Source organism: Actinomadura sp. NPDC000929, from assembly GCF_040492065.1.
Lineage (GTDB): Bacteria > Actinomycetota > Actinomycetes > Streptosporangiales > Streptosporangiaceae > Spirillospora > Spirillospora verrucosospora.
The window spans coordinates 1-19,645 of the sequence record NZ_JBEUPA010000042.1; the positions used below are offsets into that span (position 1 = coordinate 1).

At 72.3% G+C, this 19,645-nt stretch carries 21 protein-coding genes; 7 read left to right on the top strand and 14 right to left on the bottom strand.

Annotated elements, in window-relative coordinates:
• On the bottom strand, positions 1–1,376 hold a 1,376-nt coding region (locus ABWI04_RS17415; RefSeq protein WP_353833048.1), incomplete at its 3' end, for an ATP-binding protein.
• Positions 1,377–1,483: 107 nt separating this feature from the next.
• On the opposite strand from ABWI04_RS17415, the gene ABWI04_RS17420 reads away from it, so the two are divergent.
• From ABWI04_RS17420 to ABWI04_RS17430, 3 genes are read left to right on the top strand one after another with little or no spacing between them, the layout of a single operon-like run.
• Positions 1,484–2,086 (top strand): dihydrofolate reductase family protein, encoded by a 603-nt coding sequence (locus tag ABWI04_RS17420; RefSeq protein ID WP_345179418.1) that lies wholly within the window; start codon positions 1,484–1,486, stop codon positions 2,084–2,086.
• A gap of 46 nt (positions 2,087–2,132) precedes the next feature.
• A complete protein-coding gene (locus ABWI04_RS17425) occupies positions 2,133–2,738 on the top strand; it encodes a dihydrofolate reductase family protein (protein WP_345179419.1) in 606 nt (201 codons plus the stop codon).
• Positions 2,735–3,655: an NAD-dependent epimerase/dehydratase family protein gene (locus ABWI04_RS17430; RefSeq protein WP_353833049.1), complete on the top strand. Its 921-nt coding sequence runs from the start codon at positions 2,735–2,737 to the stop codon at positions 3,653–3,655. The genes ABWI04_RS17425 and ABWI04_RS17430 overlap by 4 nt, the downstream gene beginning before the upstream one ends.
• Before the next feature lie 52 nt (positions 3,656–3,707).
• Here ABWI04_RS17430 and ABWI04_RS17435 read toward each other — a convergent pair whose 3' ends face one another.
• Complete coding sequence (locus tag ABWI04_RS17435) at positions 3,708–4,484, bottom strand: aldo/keto reductase (protein ID WP_353833050.1); 777 nt, start codon at positions 4,482–4,484, stop codon at positions 3,708–3,710.
• Between the two features lie 235 nt (positions 4,485–4,719).
• On the opposite strand from ABWI04_RS17435, the gene ABWI04_RS17440 reads away from it, so the two are divergent.
• Genes ABWI04_RS17440 through ABWI04_RS17450 form a run of 3 tightly spaced genes read left to right on the top strand, consistent with a single transcriptional unit; the run spans position 4,720 to position 7,496 of the window.
• Positions 4,720–5,580 carry a peptidoglycan-binding domain-containing protein gene (locus tag ABWI04_RS17440; RefSeq protein ID WP_353833051.1) on the top strand — a complete coding sequence of 287 codons (861 nt, stop codon included), beginning with the start codon at positions 4,720–4,722 and terminating at the stop codon, positions 5,578–5,580.
• A gap of 43 nt (positions 5,581–5,623) precedes the next feature.
• Entirely contained in the window at positions 5,624–6,514 is an 891-nt protein-coding gene (locus tag ABWI04_RS17445) for a peptidase inhibitor family I36 protein (protein WP_353833052.1), read from the top strand.
• A gap of 34 nt (positions 6,515–6,548) precedes the next feature.
• Positions 6,549–7,496 (top strand): peptidase inhibitor family I36 protein, encoded by a 948-nt coding sequence (locus tag ABWI04_RS17450; RefSeq protein WP_353833053.1) that lies wholly within the window; start codon positions 6,549–6,551, stop codon positions 7,494–7,496.
• 47 nt (positions 7,497–7,543) lie between these two features.
• Here ABWI04_RS17450 and ABWI04_RS17455 read toward each other — a convergent pair whose 3' ends face one another.
• A complete protein-coding gene (locus ABWI04_RS17455) occupies positions 7,544–8,551 on the bottom strand; it encodes an NBR1-Ig-like domain-containing protein (protein ID WP_345179611.1) in 1,008 nt (335 codons plus the stop codon).
• A gap of 323 nt (positions 8,552–8,874) precedes the next feature.
• On the opposite strand from ABWI04_RS17455, the gene ABWI04_RS17460 reads away from it, so the two are divergent.
• Complete coding sequence (locus tag ABWI04_RS17460; RefSeq protein ID WP_345179427.1) at positions 8,875–10,089, top strand: ammonium transporter; 1,215 nt, start codon at positions 8,875–8,877, stop codon at positions 10,087–10,089.
• 13 nt (positions 10,090–10,102) lie between these two features.
• Here ABWI04_RS17460 and ABWI04_RS17465 read toward each other — a convergent pair whose 3' ends face one another.
• From ABWI04_RS17465 to ABWI04_RS17515, 11 genes are read right to left on the bottom strand one after another with little or no spacing between them, the layout of a single operon-like run.
• Entirely contained in the window at positions 10,103–12,022 is a 1,920-nt protein-coding gene (locus ABWI04_RS17465) for an FUSC family protein (RefSeq protein WP_353833054.1), read from the bottom strand.
• An 18-nt stretch (positions 12,023–12,040) separates the two neighbouring features.
• Positions 12,041–12,397 (bottom strand): fluoride efflux transporter CrcB, encoded by a 357-nt coding sequence (crcB, locus tag ABWI04_RS17470; RefSeq protein ID WP_345179431.1) that lies wholly within the window; start codon positions 12,395–12,397, stop codon positions 12,041–12,043.
• Positions 12,394–12,909 carry a FluC/FEX family fluoride channel gene (locus ABWI04_RS17475; protein WP_345179433.1) on the bottom strand — a complete coding sequence of 172 codons (516 nt, stop codon included), beginning with the start codon at positions 12,907–12,909 and terminating at the stop codon, positions 12,394–12,396. The genes crcB and ABWI04_RS17475 overlap by 4 nt, the downstream gene beginning before the upstream one ends.
• An 8-nt stretch (positions 12,910–12,917) precedes the next feature.
• Complete coding sequence (locus ABWI04_RS17480; RefSeq protein WP_345179435.1) at positions 12,918–13,886, bottom strand: urease accessory protein UreD; 969 nt, start codon at positions 13,884–13,886, stop codon at positions 12,918–12,920.
• Complete coding sequence (gene ureG / locus ABWI04_RS17485; RefSeq protein ID WP_345179437.1) at positions 13,868–14,503, bottom strand: urease accessory protein UreG; 636 nt, start codon at positions 14,501–14,503, stop codon at positions 13,868–13,870. Before ureG ends, ABWI04_RS17480 begins: the two co-directional genes overlap by 19 nt.
• Positions 14,504–14,526: 23 nt before the next feature.
• Positions 14,527–15,237, bottom strand: a complete 711-nt coding sequence (locus tag ABWI04_RS17490; RefSeq protein WP_345179438.1) for an urease accessory protein UreF — start codon at positions 15,235–15,237, stop codon at positions 14,527–14,529.
• Positions 15,234–16,955, bottom strand: coding sequence for an urease subunit alpha (gene ureC / locus ABWI04_RS17495; RefSeq protein WP_345179441.1), 1,722 nt, complete (start codon positions 16,953–16,955; stop codon positions 15,234–15,236). The genes ABWI04_RS17490 and ureC overlap by 4 nt, the downstream gene beginning before the upstream one ends.
• Before the next feature lie 6 nt (positions 16,956–16,961).
• Entirely contained in the window at positions 16,962–17,393 is a 432-nt protein-coding gene (gene ureB, locus ABWI04_RS17500; RefSeq protein WP_425550312.1) for an urease subunit beta, read from the bottom strand.
• Positions 17,394–17,417: 24 nt separating this feature from the next.
• Positions 17,418–18,179: a sirohydrochlorin chelatase gene (locus tag ABWI04_RS17505; RefSeq protein WP_353833055.1), complete on the bottom strand. Its 762-nt coding sequence runs from the start codon at positions 18,177–18,179 to the stop codon at positions 17,418–17,420.
• Positions 18,179–18,487, bottom strand: a complete 309-nt coding sequence (locus ABWI04_RS17510) for an urease subunit gamma (RefSeq protein ID WP_345179443.1) — start codon at positions 18,485–18,487, stop codon at positions 18,179–18,181. The genes ABWI04_RS17505 and ABWI04_RS17510 overlap by 1 nt, the downstream gene beginning before the upstream one ends.
• Positions 18,488–18,521: 34 nt before the next feature.
• Positions 18,522–19,496, bottom strand: a complete 975-nt coding sequence (locus ABWI04_RS17515; protein ID WP_353833056.1) for an urea transporter — start codon at positions 19,494–19,496, stop codon at positions 18,522–18,524.
• Positions 19,497–19,645: the final 149 nt, after the last annotated feature.

The following is a 19,645-nucleotide window of genomic DNA, read 5'->3' on the forward strand; positions in this document are numbered from 1 at the left end:
CGCCGGGCTCGTCGGGCGCCTCGCCCGCCGGCTGCCCTCCGGCAGCCACGTGGTGATCTCCCATCGCGTTCCAGCACGACCGTCCGGTCGGCGCCGATGAGCCGGGCCGGCTCCGGCGCCTTCGGCCAGTGCTCCAGGACGAGCTCCAGCAGGTGGAGCTGCTCGTCGTAGGCGTTCTGGCGGCCGGCGCGGTCGGCGGCGTGCCACGCGGCGGGCAGGGCCCGCGCGAACTCGCCCGCGGCGGTCCAGTGCTCGGCCAGGGCCGTGCCGCCCGCGGCGGGACCGGCGGGCGCGGCGCGGGCGGCGAGCGCGGCCGCGTACCGGGCGTGCATGCGCCGGCGGCGGGGCGGCGGCAACGCGTCGTAGACCGCCTCGCGGATGAGGTCGTGGCGGATCGCGTACCCGTTCTCCCGCGCCACCACCAGCTCCCGCTCGGTCAGGTCGCCGAGGGCGTGCCCGAGGTCGCGGCCGGGCCCGCCGGCGACCGCGCTCACGAGGTCGTCGTCCAGTTCGGCGCCCGCCACGGCCATGGCCTCCAGCGCCTCGCGGGCCGGGTCCGGCAGGTCGGTGACGCGGGCGAGCAGGAGCGTCCGCAGGTCGCCCGGCGGCGTCTCGCCCGCGGTGCTCAGGGCCTCGACGAACAGCGGGTTCCCGCCGCTGCGCCGGTGGATCCGGACGCTGCGCGCCGGGTCGGGCGGCCGCCCGTCCGCGGCGGCCAGCAGCGCGGCGACGTGCCGGTGCTCCAGCGGGCCGAGGTCGACGCGCGACACCGCGTCGCTGCGGCCGAGCTCGGCCAGCGTCCGCCGGTTCGGATGCCCGGCGGCCAGCTCGCCGGTGCGGACGGTGCCGACCAGCAGCACCGCGACGCCCGCCAGGTTGCGGGCCAGGTAGGCGAACAGCTCGCGGCTCGACGCGTCCGCCCAGTGGAGGTCCTCGACGAGCACGACGACGGGCCGCGTCTCCGCCGCCCGGCCCAGCAGCGTCAGCATCTCCTCCAGCAGCCTGGCCGGGCCGTAGCGCGCGGGCGCCGGGCCGAGGTCCGGGAGCAGGTCGCCGAGGGCGGCCCCGCCCGGCGGGAGCAGCGCCGCCACCCGGTCGCGGCCGAGGCGGCGCACCAGATCGCGCAGGACGGCGACGAACGGCACGTACGGGGTGCCCTCCGAGCCGAGCTCCAGGCATCCCCCGGACAGCACCAGCGGGTCGCCGGGCAGGTCCCCCACCGCCGTCGCGACCAGCCGCGACTTGCCGATCCCCGCCTCACCCGAGACCAGGAGCGTCGCGGGGATCCCGGCCCGGGAACGCTCGTAGGCCGCCCGCAGGACGGCGATCTCGTCGTCCCGTCCGATCAGGACGGGGCTGACGACGGAACCGGTCATCGCCCCCTCCAAGCCCGGACCGGATGTCACCAACTCTGACGACGACAGCCTGCCATCGGTGCCGCCACTGTGAGGGGTATTGCCCACGACCGAAAAGGAACCGTCCGATGACCGGACAGAACGCCCGCCGCACCGTCACCGCCAACATCACGCTGTCCCTGGACGGCCGCGTCAACGGCGCCGGCGGCGAGTACGACATGAGCTGGATCGTCCCGCACGCCATGGCGTCCGCGTCCCGCGACCACATGGTGGCGGTCACCGGCGCGGCCACCACCGCCCTGCTCGGCCGCAAGAACTTCGAGGGGTTCGCCGGGTTCTGGCCCGCCGTCGCCGACGACGAGAGCGCCGACCCCAGGGACCGGGAGTTCTCCCGCTGGCTCAACGCGGTCGAGAAGGTCGTCTTCTCCACCACCCTCAGGGAGGCCGCCTGGGACAACGCGCGCCTCGCCGACACCGACCCCGTGACGGCGGTCAAGCGGCTCCGCGAGGAGGAGGGCGGCGACATCATCGTGCTGGCCAGCGCGAGCGTGATCCGCGGCCTCCTCCAGGCGGGCGAGGTGGACCGGCTGAGCATCACCCTGTGCCCCGAACTCGTCGGCGGCGGCGCCCGGCTGTTCCCCGACGGCCCCTCCGCGTCGTGGACGCTGGCCTCCAGCCGGGTCACCGAGAGCGGCGCGATCTGCCTCCTGTACGACCGGGCCGAGCGCTGAGCGGCCCCGACCGGACGGACCAACCGATGATCAACGAGGGGGACACATGAGCAGGGTCGTCAGCGCCCACGCCGTCTCGGTGGACGGCTACATCAGCGGCCGAACGCCCGACGGGGAGGAGGAGCTCGGACGCGGACTCGGCGACGCGGGAACGCTCTTCGACTGGTACTTCGACGGCGACACCCCGAGCCGGGAGTTCGGCGGGTTCAAGCTGAGCGAGGAGAGCGCGCGCGTCTTCGACACCGCCGCGGCACGCGTGGGAGCGGTGGTGGCGGGGCGCGTCACCTGGGAGCACTCCGGGCGCTGGGGCGGGGGCGGCCCCCACCCGACGGCGCCGCTGTTCGTCCTCAGCCACCGGGCCGTTCCCGGGATCGGCGAGCGGCAGACGCTCGTCACCGGCGGGATCGAGGAGGCGGTCGCGGCGGCACGCGAGGCGGCCGGGGACAAGGACGTCGCCCTCATGGGCGGCGGGGTGCTGACCTCCGCGCTGGAGGCGGGCCTGGTCGACGAGCTGATCCTCCACCAGGTGCCCGTCCTGCTCGGCGGCGGCCACGGCTACTTCCGCGCGTTCCCGAAGCACGTGAACCTGCGGCTGCTGGAGGCCGTCCCGGCGCCCGGCGTGACCCACCTGCACTACGAGGTGATCCGATGATCCTCGTCACCGGCGGGCTGGGCATGATCGGCGCCCACACCGCACGCGCGCTCGCCGACCTCGGGCACGACGTCGTCGTCACCTCGCACCGGCGGAGCGAGGTCCCGTCCTTCCTCGCCGGACGGGTCACGGTGGAACGCCTCGACGTCACCGACCGGGACGCCTTCCTCTCCCTCGGCGACCGCCACGACATCGGCGACATCGTCCACCTCGCCGGCAGCGTCCCCGGCGAGGACCCGGTCGGCTACTTCCGCACGGACATGTCCGGCCTGCTCAACGCGCTGGACGCCGCCCGCTCCTGGGGCGTCCGCAGGTTCGCCGTCGCGAGCAGCCTCGGCGCGTACATCGGCCGCCCGGAGATCCCCTGGCGGGAGGAGCTCGCGCTCCCCACCGCGGACCTGCCGCACCTGATCATCGCCTTCAAGAAGGCCGTGGAGCCGCTGACCACGCACGCCCTCCAGGGCAGCGGCGTGCAGCCGGTCGTCCTCCGGATCGGGACGATCTGGGGACCGCTCGTCGACCCGGAGTCCCCGTTCTTCCACGTCCCGCCGTACGTCAGCGCGGTGCTCCGCGGTGAGCGGCCGCCGCCGCTGCACGCCGAGGACGGCGGCGACTGCTGCTACGCACCGGACGCGGGGCGGGCGATCGCCCTCCTGATGACCGCGAGGACGCTGGGGCACGACACCTACAACGTCTCCAGCGGGCGGCCGTTCACCAACCGCGAGGTCGCCGACGCCCTGGAGGCGATCACGCCCGGCCTGCGGCTCGACCTGCTGCCCGGCAGGCGGAACGGCCCCGGCGAGGACCCCTACCTCGACATCGGCCGGCTCACCGGCGACACGGGGTTCACGCCGGAGTTCGACGTCGCCAAGGCGGTCGCCGACTACGTCGCCTGGCGCGCCGGCAACCCCCGCTGACCGGGACCTCCCGCCCCTCCCGGCCCGCCCCCGCTCGCGCGGGGCGGGCCGGTCAGGCGTCTCGGGCGAGGGCGTCGACGGCGGCGACGTCCTCGTCCGTGAGGGCGAACCCTTCGAGGTCGAAGTTGGCGGCGATGTGCTCCCGGCGCGACGACCTCGGAAGGATCACGATGTCGTGCTCCAGATGCCAGCGGAGGACGACCTGGGCGGGCGTGACTCCGTGCCGCCGGGCGATCCCGGTGAGGACGGGGTCGCGCAGGTCGGTGTTCTTCAGACCGCTGTAGCCCTCGACCACGATCCCCCGGCGCCGGTGCTCGTCCAGCAGCGCCGGGTCGTGCTGCGCCGGGCTCCACGAGATCTGGTTGACCGCCGGCCGCCGCCCGGTGGCCTCCGTCAGGCCGTCGATCAGCGCCGGGCTGTAGTTGCTCACCCCGGCATGGCGGACCAGTCCCGCGTCCTGGGCGTCCAGCAGCGCCCGCCAGGTCGGGACGAGCTCGTCCGCGCCGGTCGGCCAGTGGATCAGCCAGAGGTCCACGTAGCCGGTGTCGAGCAGGCGGAGGCTCGTCTCCAGGGTGCGGCGGGCGTCCCGCGCGTCCTGCGGGCGCAGCTTGGTCGTGACGAAGACCTCCTCCCGGTCGACGCCGCTGTCCTTCAGGGCCCGGCCGACGTCCGCCTCGTTGCGGTACAGCGTTGCGGTGTCGACGTGCCGGTAGCCGATCTCCAGCGCCTCCCGCACCGATGCGTACGCCGCCTCGGGCCGCAGCTGCCAGGTCCCGAAACCGATCATCGGCAGCGCGCCGCCGCCGGGCAGAGTCACAGTCCGCGTCATGCATCGCATTCTTCCCCGCGATCAGCGTCCCGCAACGATTTCCGTTTCCTGACGCCCGGTGCCCCGGAGGGGCCTTCCGAGCCGGGCGTCCCGTCTGTCAGATCGTGTCTACGTCTGTACGGAATCTCCTGGCGGACAGGCTGACAACAACGATCTTCTTGTGAACACGTGAGCAGCCGGGCGACCGTGGAATCCGCCGCGGGCTCTGCGCCCAGTCCCCTCCCCAGGAGACCCGATGAAGCTGCCTTCGTACGCCGCCGCCGTCGTGACGGCGACCCTGCTCACCTCGTTCACCGGCCCGGCCGAGACGCCGGCGGCCCGGGCGGCCGGCGGCCAGGCGCCCGGCGTCCGGGCCCTGCCGAGCGTGAACATGGAGGCCACCGTCAAGGCCGCCCAGATCGACCCGCGGCGGGCGGACGACACGCTCACCCCGGGCGCCAAGGCCAGCGTGCTCCTGGTCGAGCAGGCACTGCGCGACCGGAACCTGCTCGACGCCGCGTGGGTGGACGGCTACTTCGGCACCACCACGGTCGCCGCCTACGCGAAGTACCAGAAGTCGCTCGGCTACACCGGTCTCGCCGCCAACGGGCTGCCGGGCAAGACGTCGCTCGCCAAGCTCGGAACCGGACGCTTCACCGTCGCCGACGTCATCGAACCGGGTGCGCGCGTGCCCGCCGACGGGGCCGTCGTCAACACCCGGACGCGGAGCATGCTGGCCGAGGCGGAGCGGCTGCTCGGCCGCGACCTCGTGCTGGACCAGGGCTCCTACAACCCCGGCGGCGACCCCACCTCCGCGGGCACCCACGACGGCGGGGGCGTCGTGGACGTCTCGGTGCAGGGGATGGACTCCGCCACCCGCACCGCGGTCGCCCGCACGCTGCGCCGTGTCGGCTTCGCCGCATGGGTGCGCAGCCCCGCGCAGGGCGACTGGCCGTGGCACATCCACGCCGCCGCCATCAGCGACACCGACCTCTCGAGCCAGGCCCAGCACCAGACCGGCGACTACTACCTCGGCCTGGACGGCCTCTCCGGCCGCGGCCCCGACGACGGCCCGAAGGTGACCATCCGCACCTGGGAGGAGTACCAGCGCACCTGACCCGTCCGTACCCCCTGACAAGAGAACCGAAGGAGAGAACGGCATGAACAAGCTCACCAAGGCCATCACCGCCACGGCGACCGGCGCGGTCACGCTCGGCGGGATCGCGTCCGTCTACGTCCTGCCCGCCTCGGCGGCGGCCCGCGACGGCAAGTGCGACAGCGGCGAGTTCTGCTACTACTACAACAGCGACAACCAGGGCTCGATCTCGGACTTCACCGGATCCATCGCCGACTACGGCACCACACAGCCCTCCTGCTACGACTTCAAAGGCGACGGCAACGGCAAAGGCCTCTGCGTCAAGAACAACGCCGCCTCCGTCTGGAACAACACCGGCAAGACCGTCCGCGTCTACTACAACAGCAACTACGGCGGCAGCTACCAGGACTTCAGCGCCGGCGCCAAGGGCAACCTGAACGCCACCCTCAAGAACCAGAACGCCTCCCACGAGTTCTCGCCGTCGGCGCGCACGAACATGTCGTACGGGCTGTACGCGGCGAGCGGCGGGAGCATCACCTGCGGCTTCGACGGCTACACCACCACGCCCGGACGGCACGAGGGCATCGACATCGCCCGCGGCATCGGCTCCGACGTCCACGCCCTGGTCGCCGGTAAGATCATCTACATCGCGCGCGGGGCGACCGGCAGCTCGGGGCTCTCCACCATCTCCGTCTACAACGCCTCGCTCGACAAGACGGTGATCTACCTGCACTCCGCTCCGCGGTCCTCGCTGAGCGTGGGGCAGTCGATCAGCCGCGGCCAGGTCATCGCCGACGAGTCGTGGCACGGGGTGTCGTCCAGCTCGGGCGCCCACACCCACGTCGAGATGCGTCTCGGGCAGCAGACGCACGCGGCCAAGAGCGTCAACGACCCGACCCTGGACAACCCGAACCCGACCACGTTCTGGAACTCCCAGGGCTACAACGTCCGATAGAGCGCAGCGGCCTCCACCAGAGGGGAAGACGACTGTGTCGAAACGAAGCGTGCGGCTGATCTCGCGGGTCACCGCGACGACCGCCGCGACGGCGCTCGGCGGGATCGCCCTCGTCCCCGCCTCTCCCGCCTCGGCCGCGGCCCGCGACGGCAAGTGCGACAGCGGCGAGTTCTGCTACTACTACAACAGCGACAACCAGGGCTCGATCTCGGACTTCACCGGATCCATCGCCGACTACGGCACCACACAGCCCTCCTGCTACGACTTCAAAGGCGACGGCAACGGCAAAGGCCTCTGCGTCAAGAACAACGCCGCCTCCGTCTGGAACAACACCGGCAAGACCGTCCGCGTCTACTACAACAGCAACTACGGCGGCAGCCACCAGGACTTCAGCGCCGGCGCCAAGGGCAACCTGAACGCCACCCTCAAGAACCAGAACGCCTCCCACCAGTTCCTGGGCTCGACGCCGCCGCCGACCGGCTGCAAGACCGACGGCACCGACAGCAGGCTCCCATCGACGATCCTGGTGTACCGGGTGTCGCTCGGCCGGGTCGACCGGGTGACGTTCAAGAGCTACGTCAAGGACGTCCTGCCCAACGAGTGGGTGCCGAGCTGGCCCGCGGAGTCCCTGAAGGCCGGCGCGATGGCCGTCAAGAGCTACGGCTGGTACTGGGCGCTGCACTCGACCCGCACGACGTCGGGCGGCCAGTGCTTCGACGTCTACGACACCACGTCGAGCCAGGTCTACAAGCCCGGATCCGCGAAGGCGTCGACGAGCGCCGCGGTGGACGCGACGTGGGACACCCGCATGACCCGCGGCGGGAAGATCCTTGAGGCCCACTACTGCTCCACGACGACGGCGTGCGGCGGCTGGGTCACCGGGGACTGGATGTCGCAGTACGGCTCCCGCGACAAGGCCGAGGCCGGCTGGAGCTACTCCAGGATCCTCAACGCCTACTACACCGGGATCACGCTCTCCTGATCCCCCGACCGTTCGACCGGCCCCCGCCGTGCCCCTCGCGGCGGGGGCTACGGTCCTTCGACGATGACCTGGAAGTTGACCGGACGGCTTCCGGGGAACGCGACCTTTCCCTCACCGTCCACCATCTTGAACCGCACGTAACATAAGCCCGGCTTCCGCGGCGTGGTGATCTCGGCCCGGACGTCGACCGTGCGGCCCGGCTCCGTGTCGGCGATCGGCACGTCGGAGATGGTCTGGCAGTCGCCGGCCTTCTGCGGGAGGTCGAGACGGCGCAGCGAGTAGCCGTCCCATGGGACCGTTCCGGTGTTCTTGAGCCGCCAGACCTTGGTGATGTTCTGGCCGGCGCCGACGCGCGTGCAGTCGGGCAGGGTGATGTCCGCGACGAAGCTGGCGGCGTCGCCCTTGTGCCTCGGCGAGGCCGGCGCCGGGTTGGTCGGCTGCACCGGGCAGTCGGCAGGAGTGAGCGCGTTCTTCGCCCGGTTCCCGTACTCCTCCATGCCGTCCTTGCCGGAGTCGTGGTCGACCACGATGAGGACCACGGCCCACGTACCGATGACCGCCGCCGCCAGCGCCACCGCGCCCGGGCTGCTCAACCGGTATCTTCCCCGGCGTTTCGGGGCCGGGTAGAGCGCCCGCACGTCCCCCGCGCCATGCCCGGGCACCGGCGCGGCGGACCGGGGAGCCGAGGTCTCGTCATGCTCCGAGGGCCCCGGCGGCTCCAGGGCGATGTGCAGGGCCTGGGCCTCGGCCGTCTTCGGGACGGAGGCTTCGAGCGCGGCGGACGCGGGCCTCTCGGCGTTCGCCGACCTGACCGCCTGGTTCGCCCTCTCCCAGCGTTCCCGGTACGCGGCCGGATCCCCGCCGCACGCCTTGACGAACTCGACGGTGGTCCCCCAGCTCGGGAGGCGGTTGCCCTTCGTGGCCTCGTGCAACGTCGTGTGCGAGATGGCCCCCGACCTTCCGGACATCTCACGGAAAGGCGGGTTGCCGACCGATTCCCGCAGTTCTCGTAGAACCGCCGCGAAGTCCTCGATCGCCTCCGCCTGTGCACGCATGTGGTCCACCGGGTGAAGCTAACAGCGCCCGGTCCTCCCCTCAAGCACATGTTTTTATCGGTTTTCTACCGTTCCGGTCGCTTCGTCGTGACCTGTGCGCGGCCCCACCGCGTCCACGGGCTGGAACCGCACGCGATGATCATCGGGCGCCGCGACCACACCGCGACCGCCCGCCCCGGCGACGCCCCAGAAAAAGTTCGGCCTGGTAAACGAAGGCAAAGGCCGACCTATCTAAATTTGTCCGGAGGCACTCCTCCGGAGCGTTTCACATGCTCGCCGCTGCCCATACCTCAATGGTGTCGCCTTAAGCCAGGAGTTGATGCATGAGTTTTGGGTTGAATACCGGCGATTCAGCATGGGTGCTCGTCAGCTTCGCCATGGTGCTGCTCATGACGCCGGGACTCGCCCTCTTCTACGGCGGCATGGTCCGGGCGAAGAATCTCGTCAGCGTCCTCTACATGAGCTTCGTCTCGATCGCCGTGGTGACCGTCGTCTGGTTCGCCTACGGGTACGGCCTCGCGTTCGGTGACGACGTGGGAGGGGCCGGCCTCATCGGCTGGGGCAGGTGGCAGTTCCTCAAGACCACCCCGTCGGTCCTGAGGGGCGTCATCCCGGAGTACGTGTTCTCGATGTTCCAGCTGGTCTTCGCGATCATCACGCTCGCACTGATCAGCGGCTCGGTCGCCAACCGCGTCCGGCTCGGGCCCTGGATGGTCTTCGGCGTGGTCTGGGTGACCCTCGTCTATCTGCCGGTCGCCCACTGGGTGTTCTCCAAGGGGGGCTGGATCAACCGGTGGGGCGCGCTGGACTTCGCCGGCGGCCTGGTCGTCGAGCTCAACTCCGGCATCGCGGGCCTGGCGCTGGCGCTGGTGCTCGGGCCGGGCCTGCGCTTCCGCAGGGAGGGGCCTCCCGAGCCGAAGAACATCCCGCTGGTGATGGCGGGCATGGGGCTGCTGTGGTTCGGCTGGTTCGGGTTCAACGGCGGATCGGCGCTGACGGACGGCGCCCTCGCGGCCAACGCCGTGGTCAACACCATGATGTGCGGGTGCGTCGCGATGCTGGCCTGGATGCTGCTGGAGCGGGCCCGGTTCGGGCGGTTCTCCAGGCTGGGGGGCACGACCGGCGCGCTCGCCGGCCTGGTGGCCATCACCCCCGCCTGCGGATACGTCAACCTGTTCGGCGCGACGGTGCTCGGGATCGTCGTCGCCGTCGTCTGCACGTACGCCGTCGAGGTCAAGACGTCCGTCGGATACGACGACACCCTGGACGTCGTGGGCATCCACGGCGCCGGCGGCATCGTCGGCGTGGTCCTGCTCGGGTTCTTCGCCACCGGCAAGTACGGCAGCCCCACCGCCGGGCTCGTCTACGGCGGCTCGATCTCCCTGCTCGGGAAGCAGATCGTCGCCATTCTCGCCGTCGGCTGCTACAGCTTCGTGCTGACCTACGTCATCGGCAAGGTCGTGGACGTCCTGCTGGCCTTCCGCCCGAGCGCCCGCGAGGAGGCCGAGGGCCTCGACACGGAGCTGCGGATCGGGTGAACGCGCCCGGCCGTCACAGCGGAAGGGTCCTGTGCAGACGGCGGATCTGGACGGCCGCCTCGCCGAGGACGCCCTCGCCGGACGGGCCGGGCAGGCGCGGTGTCCGCGGCGGCCGTCCGTCGCGCACCGCCGCCGCCATCTCCCGGAGATCCGCCGAGATGGCCCGGGCCGCCCGCCGCGGCGGCGGCTCGGCGCCCCCGCGGACCTTGACGGACGCGGCGGTGACGGTGTCCACGAGCGCGTCGAGGGCGCCCAGGACCGGCCACCAGGCGGCGCCCGCGCGGCCGGCCGGCGGGGGTTCGGACTGCACCTCCCGCAGGTCGGCCCGGACGGCGTCGAGGCTGCGGTGCAGGGCCCTCCGGTCCCGGGCCCGGACGTTCCGGGGGCCGGTGAAGGCCTCGTCGAGGTAGTCGGCGAGCGCCCCGAACCCCGCGGTGAACCGCTCGCCGATCCGGACCCGGCGGCTCCACGGCCAGAGGGCGTATCCGAAGACCATGACGATCAGGCAGCCGAGGAGGGTGTCGGACAGGCGGGCCAGCACGAGCTCGTCGGACGGCTGCGGCGAGGTCATGTCGAACAGGAAGAGCATCAGGGGGGTGACCGCGACCGTCCGCATCGCGTAGGACCGTGCCTTCAGCACCGGGATCAGCCCGCCGAACAGCGCCGCGAGCGGGACCGCGGCCCAGCCGCGCGGGACGGCCACCAGCACCAGCAGGGTGGGGACGGCCGCCGCGACCGTGCCGACCGCGCGCAGCAGGGACCGGACGAAGACCGAGCCGAAGTCGGGTTTCAGGACCACGGCGACCGTCAGCGGAAGCCAGAGGGAATGCACCGTGGGGATCCAGAGGTCGTGGAGCACGCCCGGGAACTCGACGAACGCCGAGGCGATCGCCATGCACAGGGCCAGCCGGAGCCCGTACCGCCAGGCCGCAGCGGAGGTGAGGGCCATCCGGGCGGCCCGGTACGCCCGGGCCGGCAGCGGTCTCGGCAGCCCGAGCCAGTCGGGGTCCTCGGGGTGCGCCTCCGACAGCCGCCGGCGGGCGAACTCGACGGGCCGGGCGAACGCCGGGTCCCCCCGGAACGGCGCGGTCCCCGCGTCCCGGTTCCCGCTCCGGACGGCGTCCGCGATCCGCCGCACCGCCTCGGCCAGTCCCGGCGGCGCGGGCCGCGCGGACCGGATGAGCAGGGTGAGCGCCTCCAGGAGGGGCGTGGCCGCGTTGAGCATGGCGACCAGCCACCGCGTCTCCTCGCCCCAGTGCTCCTTGTCGCGGACGCGATGGCACATCAGCGCGTCCTGGGCGGTGTCCACCGCCATGCTGAGCGCCGTCCGGGCGCCGCCCGGATGGGGGGCGGCGTCGACCAGGTCGGCGGCCCTGCCGTAGACGTCGGCGACGGCCCGGTGTTCGGGGCCGGGGCGGCGTCTCCACGGCCGCCAGCTCAGCACCGCCAGGACGATGTAGAAGGCTCCGCCCGCGAGCTGGAAGAGCAGGGGGAGCCACCACTCCCCGGGCCCGGGCAGGCCGGTACCGATCACGTTCATGAACAGCAGCGCCAGCGAGGCCCCCGACGCGATGGTGCCGATCGAGCTGACCAGCCCGGACAGCAGCGCGACCGCCGTGGTCGCCGTGACCGTCCCCCAGCCGTGCCCGTGGGCGAACTGGCCGACGACCAGGCCGGCCGCGCCCGCCAGTTGCGAGGCGGCGAGGCCGAGCGCCCTCGACCGGTAGGGGCCGGTGTCGGGCCGCATCGTCGCCAGCACCATGCCGGCCGCCGCCAGCAGTCCGGCGCGGGGTTCGTCCAGGGCCAGCGCCACCGCGGTCACCGTGCCGAACGCGACCGCCGCGCGGGCGGCGCCGAGCCAGGGCAGGGGCTCCCTGGACGGCGCGAGGGCCCGGCTCAGCCAGTTCCCGGCAGCGGCCCGCGTGGCGCCCATCGGCAGGGACGGCCCGCGTCAGACCGCTTGGAAGGCGGCGTACAGGAGGCTGAACACGCCGATGCCCAGCCCCAGGGAGAGGAGCACGTTCGCCGCGCCCCTGGCGTACTCCCCGTCCTGGAAGAGATGGACGGTGTCCAGCTCGAAGGTGCTGAACGTCGTCAGCGCACCGCAGAAACCGGTGCCGACCAGGCCGTCGGGTCCCGCGCTCGTCGTCACGCCGTGCAGCGCGCCCAGGATTCCCGTGCCGAGGAGGTTGACCGTCAGCGTCCCCCACGGGAACGCCTTCCCGAACCGGTTCTTGACCGTCGTGTCGAGGACGAAGCGCAGCATGGCGCCGCACGCTCCCCCGATGAGCACCAGCAGAGCGATCATGTCGGCGCGCCGCCCTCCGGTCCTGCGGCGCGGTACGGCAGGAGCCTTCCGCCCCAGAGGCCGGCGGTGACCGCGATCCACCCGCCCACCACGCTGACCACCGCGTAGACGGCGCTCTGGTCCCAGGCGCCGGCGCGGCCGAGGGCGTGCACGCCGTCGATGAGGTGGGAGAACGTGGTGAACCCTCCCAGGTACCCGGTCACCAGCAGCGGCCGGGCGACGGGGTGCGGCCTGCCCTTGAGCAGGTACGTCGTCAGGATCCCGATGAACAGGCAACCGAGCATGTTCACGAGGAGGGTCCCCCAGGGGAACCCGTGCCGCGCCCCGGGCATCGCCTTGATGAGCAGGTCACGGGCCAGCGCCCCGACCGCCCCTCCGATCGCGACGTCGAGGAGCGCGCGCGGCCTGATCCCGGGGTGGCGGGGCGGCCCCTTCCTGCGCCGGTCCAGGACGGTGGCCTCGGCCGCCTCGCGGCGGAGCAGCCGCCCGGCCCGCCTTCGCGGATCCCCCATGGCCGGTGTCACCATCTGCGCCGCTCGGGGGCGGGCACGCCGAGCAGCAGCCGGCGGACGGCATCCCAGACGTGCATGAAGGCGGTCTCGACCTCGGGCGACCGCTCCCCCAGGACGCGCGCCCAGGCGCCCCGGTCTCCCGGCAGGACGCTGGCTCCGGCCCGCAGCCCCGTGCGGGCGAGCGCCTCGTGCATCGTGTCCGCCACGGCCTGCGCGGGTCTCCGACCGGTGACGACGTACAGGGACGCCAGGACCCCGAAGTCGTCCATCACCGCCGGGCCCGTCACCGCCCGCTCCCCTGGCACCAGGTGAAGCGGATCCGCGAACAGCAGCCGTCCCGCGGTGTCGTGCACCTCGACGTCGCTGCAGTACGCCGTGTAGGCGTGCCGTTCCCCGCGGGCGAGCCGGCCGGCCAGCAGCGTCTCGCCCATCAGGACAGTGGAGTCGGGAGGGGCAATGACGGCGATGTGCTGGTAGAAGCGGGCGCCCCCGAAGGGGATCGTCGTGTCCGGCATGTACTCCAGGTAGCCGCCGGGGCCCACCGCGAGCCGGACGAGCTGCGTGGCGTAGTCCTGCTCCATCCGGTAGAGCCGGGTGGCGCCCTGGGTGGTCACGTGCACGGACGCCCCCGCACCGCAGGAGACGTCGACGCGGTAGCGGTCCCCTTGGAGGACACCGCCTCCGGACGACATGAGCATGACGTACGGCAGGTCCGGCGCCCCGGGATCGGGGCGGAGCGGGCGGGTGATGTGCAGCGGCGCCTTCTGGTAGTGGCCGGTCAGCTCCGTCCGGTCGCCGACCAGCTCGAACTCCAGGTCGAGGACGCCGACCTTGCCGGGGCTGCCGGCCGGGAGCATGTCCACGGCGCGGGCGTGCCGCCGCACGGGCTCGGGCACCCAGCGGGGCAGGTACCGCTCGGGCGAGAGGCGGTCGGTCCCCCCTGCGCCGCCCGCCGCCCCTACACCGGCGAGGTACACGCCGCCCCCGCCCGCGCCTCGATGAAGTCGACGACCTCCGCGACGCCGGTGCCGGCGAGGCAGTCGGTCAGCGCGACCGGGCCCTCGCCGCGCACCGCCCGCGCGTCCCGTTCCATGACCGCCAGGTCGGTGCGGACGTACGGGGCGATGTCGATCTTGTTGATGACCAGCAGGTCGGAGTCGGTGGTGCCGGGGCCGCGCTTGCGCGGCATCTTCTCGCCCTCGGCGGTGTCCAGGACGAAGATGTACACGTCGGCCAGCGCCGGGCTGAAGGTGAGCGTGAGGTTGTCGCCGCCGCTCTCGAACAGCAGGAGGTCGAGTTCGGGGAAGCGGTCGAGCATCTCGGCCGCCGCCGCCAGGTTCATGGTCGGGTCGTCGCGGACGGCGGTGTGCGGGCACGCGCCCGTCTCGACCCCCACGATCCGCTCGGGGTCGAGCGTCCCGGCCAGGGTGCGGCGGACGTGCTCGGCGTCCTCCTGGGTGTAGATGTCGTTGGTGATGACGCCGATCTCGTGGCCCAGCGTCCGCAGCCTCGGCACCAGCGCCTCGATCAGCGCCGTCTTGCCGCTTCCGACCGGGCCCCCGATGCCCACCTTGAAGACCTTGTCGAGCTCCATCCCGCCTCCTTCGTGTCAACGGATCAGGTGACGAACAGGCGGGCGTCCGCCCGCTCGTGCGCGGCCGAGACGACGTCGGCGACGGGCACCGAGCCGTGCAGCTCCCGCGGGTCGCGGACGGCGAGCGCCGCCCGCGCGACCCGGGCGAGGTCCGGGCGGACCTCGCACAGCAGCCGCTGGGCGCGGCGGAAGTCGGTGCGCCCCAGCCGCACCGCCGCCGCCGTCCAGCTCGCGGCGAAGGCGTACAGGTCGGCGGCGACCGCGTGCGCCGCGGACACGCCGAGCCCCGCGTAGAGCGCGCCGACCACGACCGCGTGGTTGCCCGGCGTGGTCCTGTCCGCCACCAGCTCCGCCAGCCGGGCGGTCTCGGGCGCGGGGAACGCGAAGGCCGCCGTGTCCAGGACCTGCCGTCCGGTCCGGGTCGAGGCGGCCCGCTGCTCGCGGTTCAGCTTGATCGCGTGCAGCCGCCGGTCGACGCGGACCAGCTCGTCCCAGCCGGCCTCGCGGGCCGCGCGGTGCGCCAGGACCAGGGCGGCCGCGTCCGCCGGGCCGACCGCGTTGTCCAGCAGGTCGGTCAGCAGCTCGCGCAGGTTCTCCGGCCCGGTGATCTGGAGCTGGACGTACCCCTCCAGACCGTGCGACAGCGTGTACATCCCGCTCGGGAAGCCGGAGTCGGTGAGCTGGAACTGGGCCAGCAGCGGATCCAGGTCCGCGGTGGCCGGACGTGCGCTCATGCCAGGAAGAAGAGCCGGTTCAGCGGCAGCTTCGTGGCCGGCTCGATGTGCGCGGGCTCCCCGTCCACCGTCACCTTGTAGGTCTCCGGATCGACCTTGATCTCGGCGAGCGTCGAGTTGCGGAGCATGTGGCGCTTGTCGACGGTCCGGCACTGGCGCACCGGCCGGATCAGCCGCTTCAGTTCGAGGCGCTCGGGCACGCCCGCCTCGATCGCGGCGCCGGACATGAAGGTCGCGCAGGTGCTCGACAGCGCCCTCCCGAAGGCCCCGTACGTCGGCCGGTAGTAGACGGGCTGCGGCGTCGGCAGGGACGCGTTCGGGTCGCCCATCTGCGCCCAGCTCACCATGCCGCCCTTGACGACCATGGACGGCTTGGCTCCGAAGGAGTGGACCGGCCACAGCACGATGTCGGCGAGCTTCCCGTCCTCCAGGGAGCCGATCGTGTCCGCGATCCCGGAGGCGCGGGCCGGGTTGATGGTCAGCTTGGCCAGGTAGCGCAGCACCCGGAAGTTGTCGTTGCGGGACGAGTCCTCGGGCAGCGCGCCCCTCTTGTCCTTGTTGTGGTGGGCGACCTGGAAGGCGCGGGTGAACGACTCTCCCACCCGGCCCATCGCCTGGGAGTCCGAGCCGATGATGCTGATGACGCCGAGGTCGTGCAGCACCGTCTCGGCCGAGATCGTCTCGGCGCGGACCCGGCTGTCGGCGAACGCCACGTCCTCGGGTACGTCGTAGCTGAGGTGGTGGCAGACCATCGTCATGTCCAGCAGCTCGTCGACCGAGTTGGCGGTGTAGGGCAGTGTCGGGTTCGTGGAGGCCGGGAGCACGTTCGGCTCGCCGGTCACCCGGAGGATGTCGGGGGCGTGCCCGCCGCCCGCGCCCTCGGAGTGGTAGGTGTGGATCGCGCGGCCGTTGATCGCGTTGATGGTGTCCTCGACGAAGCCGGCCTCGTTCAGGGTGTCGGTGTGGATGTTGATCTGGATGTCCAGCTCGTCGGCGACCGACAGCGCGCAGTCGATGACGGCCGGGGTGGCGCCCCAGTCCTCGTGCACCTTCAGCCCGGCGGCGCCCGCGGCGATCTGCTCCTCCAGCGGGCCCGGGAGGCTGCTGTTGCCCTTGCCGTAGACGGCGATGTTGATCGGGATGTCCTCGTAGGCCTGGAGGATGCGGGAGATGTTCCACGGGCCGGGGGTGGTGGTGCAGCCGCGGCTGCCGTCCGCCGGACCGGTGCCGCCGCCGACCAGGGTCGTGATCCCGTTGCTCAGCGCGTGCTGGGCCTGCTGGGGCGTGATGAAGTGGACGTGGGTGTCGATCCCGCCGGGCGTGGCGATGAGGTTCTCACCGGAGATCACCTCGGTCGTCGCGCTGATGATGAGACGCCGGTCGACGCCGTTCTGGGTGTGCGGGTTGCCCGACTTGCCGATTCCGGCGATCTTCCCGTCCTTGATGCCGATGTCGCCCTTGACGACGCCCAGCACCGGGTCGAGGACCACCGCGTTCGTGATCACCAGGTCCAGGGCGACCGACCGCCCCGACGCCGGGTCGGCCGACATGCCGTCGCGGGCGGTCTTGCCGCCGCCGTACTGGGCCTCGTCCCCGTAGTGCCCCTCGGTGTGGTCCTTCTCCACCTCGACGACGAGGTCGGTGTCCCCGAGGCGGAGCCGGTCGCCGACCGTCGGGCCGTACATGGACGCGTACTGCTGACGGCTCATCGTGGTCATGGCGACTCAGCCCTTCTTCCCGGAACGGGAGGATTTCGTCTTCCTGGACGTCTTCTTCGGCGGCTCGACCGGCTCGTCGAGATAGCCGCGCTTGTGCATCCGCCGCAGCGCCGTGCGGTGGGCCTCGCTCGACCGGACGCTGCCGTTGAGCAGGCCCCCGAACCCCACCAGCCGCAACCCCCCGCCGTACTCGACCAGCGTCACTTCCTTGGTGTCTCCGGGCTCGAATCGGACCGCGGTTCCCGACGGGATGTCCAACCGTTTCCCGAACGCCTTGTCGCGTTCGAATCTCAGCGCCCGGTTGGTCTCGAAGAAATGGAAGTGCGAACCGACCTGGACGGCGCGGTCGCCCGTGTTCTGCACCAGGATGGTCTCCCTGGGCTGACCGGCGTTCAGTTCGATATCGCCCTCGCCGTACATGTAGACGTCATCCGACATGGACCTCTCCTTTCATGTCCGCCATCACCCGACGTGGATCTCCCGGAGATGACCGTGATCCTGCTCATGGCCGTGCCCGTGGCCGTGGCCGTGGCCGTGCCCGGGAGCGGCGGGCGCCAGCCCGTCGTCGCCGTCGCCGCTCCACCGGCGTTCCGCTTCGGCCACCCGTGCGCGGACCAGCGCGGCGAGCGAGGCCGGTCCGAGGAGCGGGCCCGCTGTCCGCACGCCGTCCCGCCGGGGCGCCGGCACGAAGGAGGCGGGCACGAGGACGACGTCGTCCGCCCCGAGCCGCCGGCAGCGCTCGACGCCCTCGTCCACGTCCGGCTCACCGCCCGTCAGCGCCACCTCCACCCACCGGACGGGCGTGTACTGCCACACCAGCCGCGCCACCCTGAACAGCTCGGCGTCGGGCTCGGGCCCGGCGGCGGGCGCCACCAGCAGGACCGCCCGCTCCCCCGGTCCGTCGAGCAGCGTCCGGGTGACCTCGCCCCTGATCCAGCCGACCAGGTGCTCGGCCGTGCCCAGCGGCCGGGCCAGCAGCAGGTCTCCCGGCGCCCGCTCCCGGGCCGCCCACCTCAGGGTCTGCGCGGTGACGACCGGCAGGTCCGGGTCGCGCCCGAGCGTCATCGGCACCGCCACGAGGCGGTCGCCCGGCCGCAGCGCCGAGTGCAGGTCCCGTCCCGCGGCGCGCACGCGCGGGCCCCCGGGACCGGCCAGGTCCGGAAGGCACCGGCCCTGGCGGCTCTCGTGCCCGCCGACCAGGACGACCCGGCGGCCGCCGGACACTATCTGCCGCCGACCGGGTCGTGGCAGGAGACCAGCTTGGTGCCGTCGTCGAAGGCGGCCTCGATCTGGATCAGCTTCAGCATCGCGCGCACGCCGGGCAGCACGTCGCCGGGGCCGACCACCCGCTTGCCGAGCTCCATGCACTCGGCGACGGTCCTGCCGTCCCGGGCCGCCTCCACGATCGCGGAGCTGATCAGCGCCACCGTCTCGGCGTAGTTCAGCTTCAGGCCCCTGTCCCGGCGCTGCTGCGCCATCTGAGCGGCGGTGAAGAGGACGAGCTTGTCCATCTCCCGCGGGGTGAGGTTCATCGGTTTCCCTTCCGCGCCCGACCGCCGCCGGCGGTCACCCAGCGCGCTCGATCTTGTTGAACATCGGGACGGCGGCGAGGAACACCCAGGTCACCAGCACGAACGGCCAGGTGAGGGTGTGGCCTCCGACCACCTCGAACAGGGTGCCGACGCCGGCCGTCAGGCCCGCCGCCGCCACCGTGCCGACCACGGCGTAGGCGGCGCTCAGCGAGGTGACGACGACGAAGGTGCCGAACAGCGCGAGCCCGGTCAGCACGGAGTTGTAGCCGTACAGGCCGGCCCCGAGGTCGGCGGCCTGCGCCCCCAGCGCCCAGCCGGTGAGCAGGCCGATCAGGCTGGAGACCAGGGCCACCAGCCCCGTCACCCAGCCGGCGACGACCAGGCCGGCCAGGAAGATCAGGCCGACGTACCACTTGTCCTGGAAGAACACCTGGCCGACGCCGTTGAACGTGCCCTTCCAGAAGTAGGTCCAGGTCATCGCCGTGCCCGGAGCGGACGCGGACGGCGGGGCCGAGCCCGCGTGCTCCGCCCACACCCGGCCGAAGGACGGCCCGCCGATGACCATCACAGACGTGATCACGCAGAAGGGCGCGGTGAACGTGGGCAGGTCGTACGGGGCGAGGACCGCCCGCAGCGCCGAGGTGAGCACGCTGCCGGCGATCGCGCCGCCGATGACCAGCAGGACCGTCATCCACCGGGCGTTCAGGTAGAGCACCAGGCTGACGCCGATCAGCGTGCCGCAGAAGCCCTCCAGGCCCAGCGAGGTCCGGTCCCGCCAGGAGACGCCAAGCAGGTGGGCGGTGAGCGTGGCGACGACCGTCCCCAGAAGCCCGTAGGCGCCGAACTGCCAGCCGCCCGCGAACAGGGCCGCGAGGAAGATCAGACCGGTCCAGTGGTTCGGCTGGAAATCGACCTGCGCGATGCCCCTCGGAATGGTGAGAAGGTAGTCAAGGCCTCGCCGTCGCTCCGGTTCCGCTTCCGGTTCCGACGGATCCGGTGCCGAGGACAAGTGCACTCCCTAATGGCCCGCGCACGATCGCGGAGCGTGGATTCCCGTACGCCTCGCCTGATTCCCGCTGCCTCGATCGACTAGCTCAAGGGAGTGCACGTTTTGGGTCAATCACCGCGCACGCGATCGGGTCGGATCCCGCCGCCGGC

What these genes read in the sequence shown, in the direction of transcription:
- ABWI04_RS17420 (WP_345179418.1), top strand. Translation starts at nt 1,484, where the DNA reads ATGACCGGACAGAACGCCCGCCGCACCGTCACCGCCAACATCACGCTG.
- ABWI04_RS17425 (WP_345179419.1), top strand. Translation starts at nt 2,133, where the DNA reads ATGAGCAGGGTCGTCAGCGCCCACGCCGTCTCGGTGGACGGCTACATC.
- ABWI04_RS17430 (WP_353833049.1), top strand. Translation starts at nt 2,735, where the DNA reads ATGATCCTCGTCACCGGCGGGCTGGGCATGATCGGCGCCCACACCGCA.
- ABWI04_RS17435 (WP_353833050.1), bottom strand. Translation starts at nt 4,484, where the DNA reads ATGACGCGGACTGTGACTCTGCCCGGCGGCGGCGCGCTGCCGATGATC.
- ABWI04_RS17440 (WP_353833051.1), top strand. Translation starts at nt 4,720, where the DNA reads ATGAAGCTGCCTTCGTACGCCGCCGCCGTCGTGACGGCGACCCTGCTC.
- ABWI04_RS17445 (WP_353833052.1), top strand. Translation starts at nt 5,624, where the DNA reads ATGAACAAGCTCACCAAGGCCATCACCGCCACGGCGACCGGCGCGGTC.
- ABWI04_RS17455 (WP_345179611.1), bottom strand. Translation starts at nt 8,551, where the DNA reads ATGCGTGCACAGGCGGAGGCGATCGAGGACTTCGCGGCGGTTCTACGA.
- ABWI04_RS17460 (WP_345179427.1), top strand. Translation starts at nt 8,875, where the DNA reads ATGAGTTTTGGGTTGAATACCGGCGATTCAGCATGGGTGCTCGTCAGC.
- ABWI04_RS17465 (WP_353833054.1), bottom strand. Translation starts at nt 12,022, where the DNA reads ATGGGCGCCACGCGGGCCGCTGCCGGGAACTGGCTGAGCCGGGCCCTC.
- crcB (WP_345179431.1), bottom strand. Translation starts at nt 12,397, where the DNA reads ATGATCGCTCTGCTGGTGCTCATCGGGGGAGCGTGCGGCGCCATGCTG.
- ABWI04_RS17475 (WP_345179433.1), bottom strand. Translation starts at nt 12,909, where the DNA reads ATGGGGGATCCGCGAAGGCGGGCCGGGCGGCTGCTCCGCCGCGAGGCG.
- ureG (WP_345179437.1), bottom strand. Translation starts at nt 14,503, where the DNA reads ATGGAGCTCGACAAGGTCTTCAAGGTGGGCATCGGGGGCCCGGTCGGA.
- ABWI04_RS17490 (WP_345179438.1), bottom strand. Translation starts at nt 15,237, where the DNA reads ATGAGCGCACGTCCGGCCACCGCGGACCTGGATCCGCTGCTGGCCCAG.
- ureC (WP_345179441.1), bottom strand. Translation starts at nt 16,955, where the DNA reads ATGACCACGATGAGCCGTCAGCAGTACGCGTCCATGTACGGCCCGACG.
- ureB (WP_425550312.1), bottom strand. Translation starts at nt 17,393, where the DNA reads ATGTCGGATGACGTCTACATGTACGGCGAGGGCGATATCGAACTGAAC.
- ABWI04_RS17510 (WP_345179443.1), bottom strand. Translation starts at nt 18,487, where the DNA reads ATGAACCTCACCCCGCGGGAGATGGACAAGCTCGTCCTCTTCACCGCC.